General features: G+C 69.2%; 13 protein-coding genes. 1 reads left to right on the forward strand and 12 read right to left on the reverse strand.

The window, feature by feature from the left end:
- Positions 1–37: 37 nt before the first annotated feature.
- The 5 genes from lepB to rpoE form a co-directional block, all read right to left on the reverse strand.
- On the reverse strand, positions 38–823 hold the full coding sequence (gene lepB, locus LA521A_RS12260) for a signal peptidase I (RefSeq protein WP_281779178.1): 786 nt from the start codon (positions 821–823) through the stop codon (positions 38–40).
- Positions 824–1,042: 219 nt separating this feature from the next.
- Positions 1,043–2,833 carry a translation elongation factor 4 gene (gene lepA / locus LA521A_RS12265; protein WP_281779179.1) on the reverse strand — a complete coding sequence of 597 codons (1,791 nt, stop codon included), beginning with the start codon at positions 2,831–2,833 and terminating at the stop codon, positions 1,043–1,045.
- Between the two features lie 135 nt (positions 2,834–2,968).
- Positions 2,969–4,513, reverse strand: coding sequence for a DegQ family serine endoprotease (locus LA521A_RS12270; protein WP_425494514.1), 1,545 nt, complete (start codon positions 4,511–4,513; stop codon positions 2,969–2,971).
- Positions 4,514–4,617: 104 nt separating this feature from the next.
- A complete protein-coding gene (locus LA521A_RS12275; protein WP_281779180.1) occupies positions 4,618–5,556 on the reverse strand; it encodes a sigma-E factor negative regulatory protein in 939 nt (312 codons plus the stop codon).
- Entirely contained in the window at positions 5,553–6,173 is a 621-nt protein-coding gene (rpoE, locus tag LA521A_RS12280; protein WP_115842971.1) for an RNA polymerase sigma factor RpoE, read from the reverse strand. Before rpoE ends, LA521A_RS12275 begins: the two co-directional genes overlap by 4 nt.
- A gap of 260 nt (positions 6,174–6,433) precedes the next feature.
- Between rpoE and LA521A_RS12285 the strand changes: the two genes are divergently transcribed.
- A complete protein-coding gene (locus tag LA521A_RS12285) occupies positions 6,434–8,518 on the forward strand; it encodes a 3-hydroxyacyl-CoA dehydrogenase NAD-binding domain-containing protein (RefSeq protein ID WP_281779181.1) in 2,085 nt (694 codons plus the stop codon).
- Between the two features lie 36 nt (positions 8,519–8,554).
- Here LA521A_RS12285 and LA521A_RS12290 read toward each other — a convergent pair whose 3' ends face one another.
- The 7 genes from LA521A_RS12290 to LA521A_RS12320 are packed head-to-tail and all read right to left on the reverse strand — an operon-like array spanning position 8,555 to position 14,116.
- Positions 8,555–8,884 (reverse strand): low molecular weight protein tyrosine phosphatase family protein, encoded by a 330-nt coding sequence (locus LA521A_RS12290; protein ID WP_281779182.1) that lies wholly within the window; start codon positions 8,882–8,884, stop codon positions 8,555–8,557.
- Positions 8,885–8,886: 2 nt separating this feature from the next.
- The gene (locus LA521A_RS12295; protein ID WP_115842968.1) at positions 8,887–9,252 is read right to left on the reverse strand and encodes a PilZ domain-containing protein; all 366 of its coding nucleotides are present in this window, start codon (positions 9,250–9,252) and stop codon (positions 8,887–8,889) included.
- Positions 9,249–10,229 carry a DNA polymerase III subunit delta' gene (locus LA521A_RS12300; protein WP_281779183.1) on the reverse strand — a complete coding sequence of 327 codons (981 nt, stop codon included), beginning with the start codon at positions 10,227–10,229 and terminating at the stop codon, positions 9,249–9,251. Before LA521A_RS12300 ends, LA521A_RS12295 begins: the two co-directional genes overlap by 4 nt.
- On the reverse strand, positions 10,226–10,864 hold the full coding sequence (tmk, locus tag LA521A_RS12305) for a dTMP kinase (RefSeq protein ID WP_281779184.1): 639 nt from the start codon (positions 10,862–10,864) through the stop codon (positions 10,226–10,228). The genes LA521A_RS12300 and tmk overlap by 4 nt, the downstream gene beginning before the upstream one ends.
- A complete protein-coding gene (mltG, locus tag LA521A_RS12310; protein WP_281779185.1) occupies positions 10,861–11,940 on the reverse strand; it encodes an endolytic transglycosylase MltG in 1,080 nt (359 codons plus the stop codon). The genes tmk and mltG overlap by 4 nt, the downstream gene beginning before the upstream one ends.
- Complete coding sequence (gene pabC / locus LA521A_RS12315; protein WP_281779186.1) at positions 11,937–12,752, reverse strand: aminodeoxychorismate lyase; 816 nt, start codon at positions 12,750–12,752, stop codon at positions 11,937–11,939. The genes mltG and pabC overlap by 4 nt, the downstream gene beginning before the upstream one ends.
- Complete coding sequence (locus LA521A_RS12320; RefSeq protein WP_281779187.1) at positions 12,749–14,116, reverse strand: aminodeoxychorismate synthase component I; 1,368 nt, start codon at positions 14,114–14,116, stop codon at positions 12,749–12,751. Before LA521A_RS12320 ends, pabC begins: the two co-directional genes overlap by 4 nt.
- Between the last annotated feature and the right edge of the window lie 122 nt (positions 14,117–14,238).

Consider the following 14,238-nt stretch of genomic DNA (forward strand, 5'->3'; position numbering starts at 1 on the left):
GCCCCGCCGGCGCCTTCCCCTCGCCGACGGGTGATGGTTACTGGATCCTGCTGCCGATGCGCGACGTGTCGACGCCACCGTCGAAGTTCATCCAGATCAGGAACGCCTTGCCGCGCAGGTTCTGCTCCGGCAGGAAGCCCCAGTATCGGCTGTCCTCGCTGTTGTCGCGGTTGTCGCCCATCACGAAATAGTGACCCGGCGGCACGATCCAGTCGCCCTCGCCCTGGTCGATGAACGGCAGGTTGGTGCGCTCGAGCACGTGATGCTGGCGGCCGAGCAGATCTTCCTGCAGTTCCTCGGCGCCGGTCATCTCGGTGCCGTTGCCCTTGCCCTGGTAGACGCCGATCGGTGCGTACGACAGGACCTTGCCGTTCACGCTGACCTGGTTGTCGTGGTAGCCCACGCGATCGCCGGGCAGGCCCACCACGCGCTTGATCCAGTCCTGGTCGGGATGGTGCGGCGGGCGGAACACCACGACGTCGCCGCGCTGCGGCTCGCCGATGCCGATCACCTTGTGGTTGTTGATCGGCAGGCGCAGGCCGTAGGTGAACTTGTTGACGAGGATGAAGTCGCCGGTCAGCAGCGTCGGCATCATCGAGTTGGAGGGAATCCGGAACGGCTCGGCCACGAAGCTGCGCAGGATCAGCACCACCGCCAGCACCGGGAAGAACGCCTTGGAATAGTCGACGACGATCGGCTCCTTGCCGTCGTCCAGCAGGCCCTGGCGTGCTTCGCGTCGTTTGGCCAGTACCAGCTTGTCGAGCAGCCAGACCAGGCCGGTGAACAGCGTCAGGACGACCAGGGCGATTTCAAACCAGCGCATGCATGCTCCTTTGCAGAGCGGAAAACGGGGAGAACCGGAAAACGGACGGGGACGGCAGCGCCGGGCGGCCGGACGACCGACCCGGTGCGCGGGTCGCTCCCCGGCAACCTGCCATGGCGAGGATAGCGGCGGGCGTGCCGTCCGTCATGGGCGAACCCTTCCCGAAGTTGGCGGGAACTCCGCGTCCGACGGTAAGAAAACGCCGCGGCATGCCCGGGCTTACTTGTCCACCTGCAGGACGGCGAGGAACGCCTCCTGCGGGATCTCGACGCGGCCGACCTGCTTCATGCGCTTCTTGCCCTCTTTCTGTTTCTCGAGGAGCTTCTTCTTTCGGCTGATGTCGCCGCCGTAGCACTTGGCCAGCACGTTCTTGCGCAGCGCCTTGACGGTCGTGCGGGCGATGACCTGCGAACCGATCGCCGCCTGGATCGCCACGTCGAACATCTGGCGCGGGATCAGTTCCTTCATCTTCTCGCACAGGTCGCGACCGCGGCGGTCGGCATGGCTGCGGTGGCAGATGATGGACAGCGCATCGACCTTGTCGCCGTTGATGAGCGTGTCCACGCGCACGAACGGGCCGGCGTCGAAGCGCAGGAAGTGATAGTCCAGCGAGGCGTAGCCGCGGCTGACCGACTTGAGCTTGTCGAAGAAGTCCAGCACCACCTCGGCCATCGGCAGCTCGTAGCTGATCTGCACCTGGCTGGCCAGGTACTGGATGCCGATCTGCACGCCGCGTTTTTCCTCGCACAGCTTGATGATGTTGCCGATGTAGGCCTCGGGCGTGAGGATGTTCGCGCGGATGATCGGCTCGCGGATCTCCTGGACCATGTTCACCGGCGGCAGCTTGGCCGGGTTGTCCATCGGCAGGATCTCGCCGTCGGTGCGCAGCACCTCGTAGATCACCGTGGGCGCGGTGGTGATCAGGTTGAGGTTGTACTCGCGCTCCAGGCGCTCCTGCACGATCTCCATGTGCAGCATGCCCAGGAAGCCGCAGCGGAAGCCGAAGCCCATCGCTTCGGAGCTTTCCGGCTCGAACCGCAGCGCGGCGTCGTTCAGGCGCAGCTTGTCGAGGGCTTCGCGCAGGTCGGGGTAGTCCTCGGCGTCGACCGGAAACAGGCCGGCGAACACGCGCGGCTGCATTTCCTGGAAGCCCGGCAGCGGCTTGGGCGCGGGATCGCCGGCGAGCGTCAGCGTGTCGCCGACCGGCGCGCCATGCACGTCCTTGATCGACGCATGAATCCAGCCGACCTCGCCCGCGCCGAGCCGCGGAAGGTCCTTGCGCTTGGGCGTGAACACGCCGACCTTGTCGACCTGGTGCGTGCGGCCGGTCGACATCACCAGCACCTTGTCGCCGGGCTTGATCTCGCCCTGCATGACGCGCACCAGCGAGACCACGCCCAGGTAGTTGTCGAACCACGAGTCGATGATCAGCGCCTGCAGCTTGTCGGTGTCGCGCGGCTTGGGCGGCGGGATGCGATGCACGATCGCTTCCAGCACGTCGACCACGTTCAGGCCGGTCTTGGCGCTGATGGCGACAGCGTCCTCGGCGTCGATGCCGATGACCGCTTCGATCTCCGCCTTCGCGCGCTCGATGTCGGCCGTCGGCAGGTCGATCTTGTTGAGCACCGGGACGACTTCCAGCCCCTGCTCCACCGCGGTGTAGCAGTTGGCGACCGACTGCGCTTCCACGCCCTGCGCGGCGTCGACGACCAGCAGCGCGCCTTCGCACGCGGCCAGCGAGCGGCTGACTTCGTAGCTGAAGTCGACGTGGCCGGGCGTGTCGATGAAGTTGAGGAAGTAGGTCTGCCCATCGCGCGCCCTGTACGGCAGCGACACGGACTGCGCCTTGATGGTGATGCCGCGTTCGCGCTCGATCGGGTTGGAGTCGAGTACCTGCGCCTCCATCTCGCGGGCTTCGAGGCCGCCGCAGAGCTGGATGATGCGGTCCGCAAGCGTCGACTTGCCGTGGTCGACGTGGGCGATGATGGAGAAGTTTCTGATCTGCTGCATGCGGGGGCGCGCGAGGCTGGCCGTTCCTTGAAATCAACGCGCGATTATCGCACAGGCCCCGGCGGCGCCGGCCGGCCGTTGCAGGTTCGGCGCCGCTGGCCCGGCGCCGCGTGGGCGCCGGGTCGCGGGGATGCATCAGCCGGTCTGGGCGTCGTCCTGCGCGGTGACGGCGATGAACTGCGTGGAGCCCTGGCGGCGCACCAGCAGCATCACGGTGTCGCCGGACTTCACCGATCCCAGCTCGCGGTCGAGCGCGGAGGCGCTGCCGACGGCGTTGCGGCCGACCTGCAGTACGACGTCGCCCGGACGCAGGCCCGCTTCGGCACCCGAATCGCCCGGGTTGCGGATCAGCACGCCCTCACCAGAGCGCAGGCCCAGGCGCTGGCGTTCACCAGCCGACAGGTCCTGGCCAATCAGACCGAGCGCGTTCCCGGTGGACGGCTTCGCGGAGCCGCCATCGGCCGCCGGACGCGGCCTCGCACCCGGCGTGCCCGCCAGTTCGTCCAGCTCGTTGACGGTCACCGTTTTGTCGACGGTGCGGCCGTCGCGAACCAGCGTCACCTTCGCCTTCGTCCCCGGCGCCATGTTGCCGATGATCGGCGGCAAGTCCGCGGAATCGTTGATGGCGCGGCCGTCGACGGCACGGATGACGTCGCCGCGCTCGATGCCCGCCTTCTCCGCCGGGCTGCCCGGCAGCACGTCGGCGATCAGCGCGCCGCTGCTGTCGGGCAAGCCAAGCGCCTTGGCCGATTCGCTCGTCAGCGCCTGCACCTGCACGCCAAGCTGGCCGCGGCTGACCTTGCCGGTCGCGCGCAGCTGTTCGGCCGCGCTCATCGCCACGTCGATCGGGATGGCGAAGCTCACGCCCATGTAGCCGCCGGAGTTGCTGAAGATCTGCGAGTTGATGCCGACCACTTCGCCGCTGGTGTTGAGCAGCGGGCCGCCCGAGTTGCCCTGGTTGATGGCGACGTCGGTCTGGATGAACGGCACGTAGCGCTGGTTCGCGTACGGATTGGCGCGGCCCACCGCGCTGACGATGCCCGCGGTGACCGAGTGGTCCAGGCCGAACGGCGAGCCGATCGCGATCACCCACTGGCCCGCCTTGGCCGAATTGGACGGCGCCATGCGCAGGAACGGCAGGCCCTTCGCGTCGATCTTCAGCAGCGCGACGTCGGACTGCTCATCGCTGCCGACGACCTTCGCAGGGAATTCGCGGCGATCCGACAGCGTGACCGTCACGTTGTCCGCGCCTTCGACGACGTGGTGGTTGGTCATCACGTAACCGTCGGCGGACATCAGGAAGCCGCTGCCGAGCGAGGTGCCGCCGCCGCGCGGACCGCGCGGACCCGGACCACCCGGACCGCCCGGGAACGGCATCTCGTCGCCGAAGAAGCGGCGGAAGATTTCCGGGATCTGTTCCTCGTCGGGCATCTGCTGCTGGCCGCGCGCTGTGCGCCGCGGCGTGACTTCGGCGCGGATGTTGACCACCGCCGGACCGACGCGCTGCACGAGGTTGGTGAAGTCCGGAAGTCCGGAAACCAGCGGCGGCGCCGGCGTGGCGGCGGGCGGCTGGGCGATGGGGTTGGCGGGCGGCTGGGCCGTGCAGGCGACCGGGAGCGCTGCGGCGATCGCGGCGACCAGGAACATGCTGCGCAGCGGGGAACGGGGCGTGCGGTTCATCGGCTTGGGGCCTCGGGAAAACGTTGGGGTGAGTGTGGGCGGTACGCCGTTTTCACGGCGCGAGGAAGAGGGCTGGGTTGGAGTCCGGGCGAACCCGTCCGTGGTCAGTTCTGCGTATCGCGCTGCGCCGGCGTTTCTTCCACGACGGGCATCGCGGCCTGCGGTTCGAACGGATAGAACGACGGCGAGTTCGCCGAACTCGTGCCGAAGCTCGCCGTCAGCGCGCCGTTGCCCGAGTACTGCGGCAACACCGCGCGCGGCCACGGGCGCGAGGCCGGTTCGACGTGTTCGGGCTGGAAGGGTTTGTGCGGCGTCGCTGCCGGGCCCGGCAGCGAAGCGTCGGCGATGGCGGTCTGCGCGATGGCTGCCGCCGCGACGGCGGACTGTTCGGTGGAGCGTCCGGCGCGATCGATCGAACGCGGATTCTGGTTGCGCGCGGCGCGGCGTTCGCCCGCACGACGCGGCACTTCGACGGCCGCTACGGCGGCGGCAGCCGCGCTCGCACCGAGCGCGCTACCCGGCGAGGGATTGTTCGTCGAGCCCGACAGCACGGATGCGCCGGAAGCAGCAGCGGCCGGCGCGCGCGAGGCCACGGCAGCCGCGACGCGCGGAGCGGCCGCCGGCACGCTCGCGACATCCGGCGATACACGGTTGTTGCTGGGCGGCGCGTCGCTGGAGAACGGACGCGTCACGAACAACGCCGCCACCGCGACCGAAGCGGCAAGCGCGCCGCCCATCCAGGCGCGACGCCCGCCCGACGCCCGGGCCGGGATCGCGACGACCTGGGCCTGTTCCTCGCGCAGCGCGAGCGCCACGCGGTCGGCGAAGCCGCCCGCGGCCACGCCCTGCGCCTGTCCGCGCAATGCGTCGCCATACAGCTGCCAGCGGCCGACGGTGTCGCGCCACTGCACGTCGTGGCCGAGGCGCTTCAACGCGAAGCGCGCTTCATCGCCCTGCAGTTCGCCGTCGAACAGCGCGCACAGGGTCTCGCGCTCATGGAGCTGATCCGGTCTGTCGTCGATGGGTCGTCGGTTGGAGGTCATCGCTTGGCGGCTTTGGCAGTGTCGTGGTCCAGCAGGGGCCGAAGCTCGGTGTCGATCGCTTCGCGCGCGCGGAAGATGCGCGAGCGGACCGTTCCGATGGGGCACCCCATCTTCTGCGCGATGTCCTCGTAACTCAGGCCGTCCACCTCGCGCAGGGTGATCGCGGCCCTCAATTCCTCCGGCAGTCCTTCGACCACACGCATCACCGTGCGTTCGATTTCCTGCCGCAACAGTTCATGTTCCGGCGTGTCGGTGTCGCGCAGGCGCGTGCCGGTGTCGAACAGTTCCGCCTCGCCGGCATCGACGTCGTCCGTCGGCGGGCGGCGGTTCTGTGCGACCAGGTGGTTCTTGGCGGTATTCACGGCGATACGGTGCAACCATGTATAGAACTGCGCGTCGCCCCGGAAGTTCGGCAGCGCCCGGTAGGCGCGGATGAAGGTTTCCTGGGCCACGTCCTGGCATTCGCTCCAGTCGGCGATGTAGCGGCCGATCAGCGCGGTGATCCGATGCTGGTATTTGCGCACCAGCGCATCGAAGGCCGCACTGTCGCCTCGCTGCACGCGCGCGACCAGCTCCTGGTCCAACTCGACATCTTTTGGCAACGTCATTTCGGCCATACCGCGCCGGCGCTCCTGTCAGCTCGGCCATGGCCGAACGAATGGACAGCCCCGTGGCACGAAAGTTCAACGCGTCCTTCGACGGTCGACGTTCAACGGGGCAAGGGCTGGATCACGTTCATTAATGGGGATGGGCCGCACGCCCGCAAGCGCCGGCCGTCAGGGGTCCGCCTGCGGGTGCGTGACCGGCAGCGATTGACGCCGGCGAAGCATCGTCGGGATGATAGCGGTCTCTCCATACCTGAACGGATGGTGCGCAGATGATGGCTGGCCTCGACGGTCTCCGCTTCCAGCACTGGCAGACCGAGCTTCGCCCCGACGGCGTCCTGCTGCTCTCCTTCGACAAGGCCGACACCCCGGTCAACACGTTCTCGCAGGACGTGCTGATCGAGCTGGACACGCTGATCGAACGCCTCGCCCTCGACCCGCCCAAGGGCGTGGTGCTGCGCTCGGCGAAGACCTCCGGCTTCATCGCCGGCGCCGACATCAGGGAATTCCAGGCCTTCGACGAGAAGGGCACGGTCGGCGACGCGATCCGCCGCGGCCAGCAGACCTTCCAGCGCCTGGCCGAACTCCCCTGCCCGACCGTCGCGGCGATCCACGGCTTCTGCATGGGCGGCGGCACCGAGATCTCGCTGGCGTGCCGTTACCGCGTCGCCAGCAACGATCCGTCCACGCGCATCGGCCTGCCGGAAGTGAAGCTCGGCATCTTCCCGGGCTGGGGCGGCAGCGTGCGCCTGCCGCGCCTGATCGGCGCACCGGCGGCGTTCGACATGATGCTGACCGGGCGCACGCTTTCGGCGTCCGCCGCGCGCGCGAACGGCCTGGTCGACAAGGTCACCGATCCGTCCTCGCTGATCGAAGTGGCGGCGGCGTTCGCGCTGAAGGGCGCCGCGCAGCGGCCGTTCAAGCAGCGCCTGCTCGGCTGGGCGACCAACACCCTGCCCGCGCGCAAGCTGCTCGCGCCGATGCTCACCAAGCAGGTCGCCCGCAAGGCGCGCAAGGAGCATTACCCGGCGCCATACGCGCTGATCAACAGCTGGGCGAATGCCGGCGGCGGCATCCAGCAGCAGTTGTCGGCCGAGCGCAAGGCGGTGGTGAAGCTCGCCTCGACGCCCACCGCGCGCAACCTCATCCGCGTGTTCTTCCTGCAGGAACGCCTCAAGGGCCTGGGCGGGAAGGACCACGGCATCCGCCACGTGCACGTCGTTGGTGCGGGCGTGATGGGCGGCGACATCGCGGCGTGGTCGGCGTGCAAGGGCTTCAACGTCACGCTGCAGGATCGCGAGCAGCGCTTCATCGATGCCGCGCTGGTTCGCGCGCAGACGCTGTTCGAGAAGAAGGTGAAGGACGAAGCCAAGCGCATCACGGTGGCGCAGCGCCTGAAGGGCGATGTGTCGGGCGATGGCGTGGCCGATGCGGACCTGGTCATCGAGGCCATCATCGAGAACGCCGAAGCCAAGCGTGAGCTGTATGCGTCGCTGGAGCCGCGCATGAAGTTCGATGCACTGCTGACCACGAACACCTCGTCGATCCCGCTGACCGAACTGCGCGAGCACATCGCGCGGCCGGTGCATTTCGCCGGGTTGCACTACTTCAACCCGGTCGCGCTGATGCCGCTGGTGGAAATCATCCACCACGACCGCGTCGCGCCGCAGACCGAGCAGCGCCTGGCCGCGTTCTGCAAGGCGATCGACAAGCTGCCGGTGCCGGTGGCGGGCACGCCGGGCTTCCTCGTCAACCGCGTGCTGTTCCCGTACATGCTCGAAGCGGCGACCGCGTACGCCGACGGCATTCCCGGTGCGGCGATCGACAAGGCGGCGGTGAAGTTCGGCATGCCGATGGGCCCGATCGAGCTGATCGACACGGTGGGCCTGGACGTCGCGGCCGGCGTCGGCGCGGAACTCGCGCCGTTCCTCGGCCTGCCGATTCCGCCTTCCCTCTCCACGCCGCCGGAAGCCGGCAAGCGCGGCAAGAAGGACAACCAGGGCCTGTACAAATGGGAGAACGGCAAGGCGGTGAAGCCCGCGCTGCCGAAGGACTACCAGATCCCGTCGGACCTGGAAGACCGCCTGATCATGCCGCTGATCAACGAAGCGGTGGCGTGCCTGCACGAAGGCGTGGTCGACGATGCGGAACTGCTCGACGCCGGCGTCATCTTCGGTACCGGCTTCGCGCCGTTCCGCGGCGGCCCGATCCAGTACGTGCGCGAAACCGGCGTGGACAACCTGCTGGCGCGCCTGGCGGTGCTGCAGCAGCGTTACGGGGACCGCTTCAAGCCGCGTCCGGGCTGGGACAACCCCGCGCTGCGCCCGGAGTCGGCGCCGGCCACGAAGGCCGCCTGATCCAACCCCTGCGCCCTTCGCGGGCGTTTGGCGATGTCAGTGCCGCGTCAGGTGACGCGGCACTTTCGTTTTCAGCAGTCGCACCAGCGCTTCGTCCATGTAGTCGAAGTCGTCGGGGATATCCAGGCAGACCACGCGTGCATGGCCGATGTGCGCCCTGTAGCGCGACGAGAGCTTCGAGCGGTGCGCGCGCTCCATGACGAAGACGATGTCGGCCCACGCCAGCAGCTCAGGCGTGACGGGATTCTCGGCGTCGTGGTTGAGGCCGGCCGACGAGGTTTCGATCCCTGGCCAGTCGGCGAAGACCTGTTCGGCCGTCGGGCTGCGCAGCCGGTTCTGGCTGCAGACGAACAGGACGCGCTTCACGCCTACATCGTGTGCGTGGGGCGCTCGGCGGCGAGCGTGCCGGCGAGCAGCGCTTCGATCTTGCCCTTCACGGTTTCGCCTTCCGCGCTGTCGGCGAACTGCACGCCGATGCCCGCCGGGCGATTGCCCTGCGCGCCGACCGGCGTCACCCACACGACCTTGCCGGCCACCGGCAGGCGCTCGTTGGATTCGGGCAACGTCAGCAGCAGGAAGACCTCGTCGCCGAGGAAATAGCGCTTGGGCGTGGGCACGAAGATCCCGCCGCTCTTCAGGAACGGCATGTAGGCGCTATAGAGCTGCGCCTTGTCCTTGATCGCACACGACAGGATGCCCTGGCGCGCGCCGCCCGCTGCGTTCATACCGCTCATCTTCTACTTCCCCCAGACGCCTGGGCGCCGTTCGCGCCACGCCAGGCCAGCAACAGTTCGGTGACCGCGAGATCGGCCCGCACGGTGGTGCGCAGCAGATCCCGGGTCCGGTTCGCCTGATCGAACCACGCGGCCAGACTGCGCGTTCGCATCGGGTCGGTCAAGCCGGAAGCCTCGGCCAGCGCGAGGTCCGCCGCGTGCCGCAGCCGGAGCGCGGCCTGTTCATCTGCGACCCATCGCTGCGCGATCTCGACCGCACCCGCATCGCCGCGACCGAGTTTCGCCAGGTCGGCGGCCACGTCGCGACGCAGCTTGAGGCCATCGTTTTCCAGCCACTCCTGCGCCAGGCCGGGATGCCCGCGCGCGGCGTCGAGCGCCTCGCGCGTGACGGCGTCGGTGTGGCCGTTCGCACGCAGCCAGGCCAGCGCTTCGTCGAGCGGCGGCAGCCGGAATTCGTAGCGTTGGCAGCGGCTGCGGATCGTCGCGGACAGCCGCGCCGGATGCGCGCTCACCAGCCACAGGTAGCGCCCGGGCACGGGCTCTTCCAGCGTCTTGAGCAATGCGTTGCCGGCGGCGTTGTTGATCGCCTCGGCCGGATCGAGGATCGCCACCTGCGCGCCGCCGTACTGCGGCGTGAGCGAAAGCTGCTCGGACAATTCGCGGATCTGCTCGATCACGATCTCCGTGCGCAGCCGCGTGCCTTCCTTGTTCGGGACGAAGGAGACGACGTGGTAGTCCGGATGCGTGCCGGCGTCGATGAGATGGCAGCCGCGGCACGCGCCGCAGGGTTCGCCGCCGGCCGCGGGCTGCTGGCACAGCACGCGCCGCGCCAGACGCTCCGCGACCGCGCGCTTGCCCAGTTTCGCCGGTCCGCAGAACAGCAATCCGTGCGCGAGCCGACCCGCATCGAGTGCCGCGACGGCCTGGTCGTACACGCGCTGCTGCCACGGTGCGAAATTCGCGACGTGGGTGCTCATGCGTGCCCTCCGATCCAGTCGCGCAGGTGCGCGACCGCCTGTGCCGCGACGGCGTCGGCCGGTTGCGACGCATCGATCACGCGGAACCGCGCGGCATCGCCCTTCGCACGCGCGAGGTAGCCGTCGCGCACGCGTTCGAAGAAGTCCTCGCGTTCGGCTTCGATGCGGTCGGCGGCGCCACGACCGCGTGCGCGCTGCAGGCCGATGGCGACGGGCACGTCGAGCAGCAGCGTCATGCCCGGCGCGATGCCGACGACGCGACGTTCGAGTTCGCCGATGAAGTCCAGATCGCCGCCGCGCGCCGCACCCTGGTAGGCGTAGCTGGCGTCGGTGAAGCGGTCGCTGATCACCCACGCGCCGCGCTCCAGCGCCGGCACGATCGTCTCGCGCACGTGCTGCGCACGCGCGGCGAACACCAGCAGCAGCTCGGCCTCGGTGGTCGGCGGTTCGTGGTGCGTGTCGAGCAGCAGGCCGCGGATCTGTTCGGCAAGCGGCGTGCCGCCCGGTTCGCGCGTGACTACGAGATCGCGCCCCTCGTTCGCCAGCACTTCGCGCAGCGCGGCGAGCACCGTCGACTTGCCGGCGCCTTCGCTGCCTTCCAGTGTGATGAACCGCGGGTACGAACGCAGGGTCATTGCCGTTCCTGCGTCCTGGAGCCGGCGGCTTCGGCCGCGCGCGCCTGGCGGTATTTCTGCAGGTAGCGCTGCACGTTGGCCTCGTGCTCGGCCAGTGTGCGCGCGAACAGGTGACGCCCGCTGCCATCGCCGACGGCGACGAAGTACAGCTCCTCGCCGCGCTGCGGACGCGCGACGGCCTGCAGCGCGTCGGCGCCGGGCATGGCGATCGGCGTCGGCGGCAGGCCCGCACGCGTGTAGGTGTTGTACGGCGTGTCCGTGGTGAGGTCGACCTTGCGGATGTTGCCGGCGTAGTTCGTGCCGAGGCCGTAGATGACCGTCGGATCGGTCTGCAGGCGCATGCCGATCTGCAGCCGGCGTTCGAACAGGCCGGCGATGCGCGGACGCTCCTGCGCGATACCGGTTTCCTTCTCGACGATGGAGGCGAGCACCAGCATTTCGTCCGGCGTCTTCAGCACGCTGTCCGGGACGCGGCGTTCCCACGCGGCGGCCAGCGCCTTGTCCATCGCCTCGTGCGCGCGCCTGAGCACGTCCAGGTCGCTGTCGCCGCGGGTGAACAGATAGGTTTCCGGCAGGAAGCGGCCTTCCGGGTGCTGGCCCGGGTGGCCCAGTGCCTTCATCAGCGCGGCGTCGTCGAGCGCGGCGGTTTCCTGACCAAGCTCCTTCGCCCGCGCCAGCGCCGCACGCAGTTCGCGGATGTTCCAGCCTTCGACGATGGTGAAGCGGCGACGCACGACCTTGCCGTCGCGCATGGCGGTCAGCAAATCGCGCGGCGAGGTGCCGGGCTCGAGTGCGTATTCGCCGACCTGCAGCTTGCCGGCGGCGCCAAGCTGCCGCGCCAGCGCGCGCCATTCGACCAGATCGCCCTGGTGCACGCCGGCCTCGCGCAGCTTGCGCACGATCGCGGGAAGCGAATCGCCGCGTTCGACGACCAGGCTCTCGCCGGCCTCCACGCCCGCCAGCGGGGCGTCGGCGAAGCTCGTATATCGCTGCCAAAGGTAAGCGCCGACGCCGGCGGCGATCAACAGCAACACGAACAAGAAGCCGCCCAGGCGGCGTCCAGATTTGCGACTCACGCAACCTCCGTGGCGAATGCGGGATGCTCGGCGGCCAGGCGGCGGCGAAGTTGCGCCACCTGCGGGTGCGGTCGCCATGAGCGAGCGCCGAGCCGCGCCACGGGCAGGATACCGCGGGCGGCATTGCACAGGAAAACCGCGTCCGCCGCTTCGACTTCGGTCACAGCCAGGCGCGCTTCCCGCGCTCCGAGCGCGCCCATCGCCCATTCCCGGCAGACGCCGGCGATGCCGCAGCGGTCCACGCGCGGGGTCGTCCACCGGTCGTCGTATAGGACGAACAGGTTGGCCGAGGTGGCGCTGACGACGTCGCCCTCCGTGCTGCGCATCAGGCCCTCGTGCGTTTCCGGATCGCGCCATTCGGCACGCGCCAGGACCTGTTCGAGGCGGTTGCAGTGCTTGAGCCCGGCCAGCGCCGGCTGCAGCGCGAGGCGCGTGTCGCACCAGCGCAGCGTCAGTCCCCCGGCCGGCGCGACGACCGGCGCATCGTGCAGCGAGAGGATCCAGTGTGGCGTCGGCGATGCCGGCGGCGCGTAGCCGCGACCGCCCGGACCGCGCGTCACGACGAGTTTGAGCACGCCGTTGGCGTCGTCGAGCAGGCTCGCGACTTCGCGTCGGACGCACGCCTGATCGGGAAGGTCGAACGCGAGCGCCCGCGCGCCGCGCTCCAGCCGGCGCCAATGCGCGGGCCACCAGTGCACGTCGCCTTCGTGCGCCCGCATCGTTTCGAACAGGCCGTCGCCGTAAGCCAGACCGCGATCATGGTCGGGCGTGTTCGCCACGGCAGTATCGCCGACGAAATGGCGCACGCTCACCCGCCTACTCCCAGCGCGCGCAGCATGCCGCGCGCCTTGGCGCGGGTTTCGTCGAGTTCCTTGCGCGGATCGGAGTCGGCGACGATGCCCGCGCCGGTGCGGAAGCGCAGGGTCGCGCCTTCCGGCGCAGCTTCGAGTTCGGCGCTGCGGATGAGGATGTTCAGGTCCATGTCGCCGTCGCGATTGAGCCAGCCCATGGCGCCGGTGTACGCGCCGCGGCCGACGCCTTCGAGCTCGGCGATGATCTGCATGCAGCGCACCTTCGGGCAGCCGGTGATGGTGCCGCCGGGAAACACCGCGCGGATCACCTGCCCCGGCGTCGCGTCGCCACGCAGGCGACCGCGCACGTTGCTGACGATGTGGTGCACGTGTGCATAGCTTTCGACCGTCATCAGCTCGTCGACTTCCACGCTGCCCGGCGTGCACACACGGCCAAGATCGTTGCGTTCCAGGTCGATGAGCATCACGTGTTCGGCGCGTTCCTTCGGATGGCCGACCAGTTCCTGGATGCGCGCCGCATCGTCGTCACCGGCGAATCGCGGACGCGTGCCGGCGATGGGCCGCGTCTCGACGACGTCGCCGCGCACGGACACCAGGCGTTCGGGGGACGCGCTGACCACCGCCCAGTCGTCGCCGGCGAACACGCCCGCGAACGGCGCCGGGTTGTTCTCACGTAGACGCTGGAACAGTTCGGCGGCTTCGACGTTCCGATCAAAACGGGCGCGCCACCCGCGCGACAGATTGGCCTGGAAGACATCGCCGGCTGCAAGGTAATCGAGCACGCGGCGCACGCCGTCGGTGAAACGCTCGGGTTCGTCTTCCTCGAGCGCGCGGGGCGCATCCCACTTCGGCAAGGGCGGCAGCGTGGCGAGTCGGGCGATGTCGTCGAGCACGCCGTCGCGCAGGGCTTCATATCCCGCTTCGACCACGAGCACGCACTCTCCGCTGGTGTGATCGCGCAGCACCGCGGCCGGACAACGCAACGCGAGCGCGACGGGCAGCCGGCCGTCCGCGCGCGGAAGCTGCAGGATCGGTTCGACCTGCGCCGCGGCCTCGTAGCCGAACAGCAACGCCCAGCCGCCGCGGAACGGCCAGCGCGGTTCGTCCCGCGGAACGCGTTCGGCCTGCCAGCGCGCGTCGAGGGCGGCGAAGAAGTCGCTGCCGATTCCGGCGCCGCGTTCGTCGCGCACGGTGGCGTCGGCGTCGAGACGAAGGCGATCGCCGCTCGCGACCAGCAACAGATCCCATCGGCCCTGCGCGGTGCCGTGCGCACTGGATTCGAGCAGCAGCGGGTAGCGCGCGGACGCCAGGCGCTGCAGCGCGAGGAGATCGAAGGAACCGGGCAGTGGATGGGTCAGGAGCATGGCGACATTGTCCGCTATCGGGGGCGGATTCGTGGGTTTGCGGCGGCTCGTGGAACTGGCTTGGTGATCGGGTCGCCGTGGCTCCTGCCTCGTCATCCCGGCGAAGGCCGGGACCCAGGCTG

The sequence above is a fragment of the Lysobacter auxotrophicus genome, from assembly GCF_027924565.1.
GTDB lineage: Bacteria > Pseudomonadota > Gammaproteobacteria > Xanthomonadales > Xanthomonadaceae > Lysobacter_J > Lysobacter_J auxotrophicus.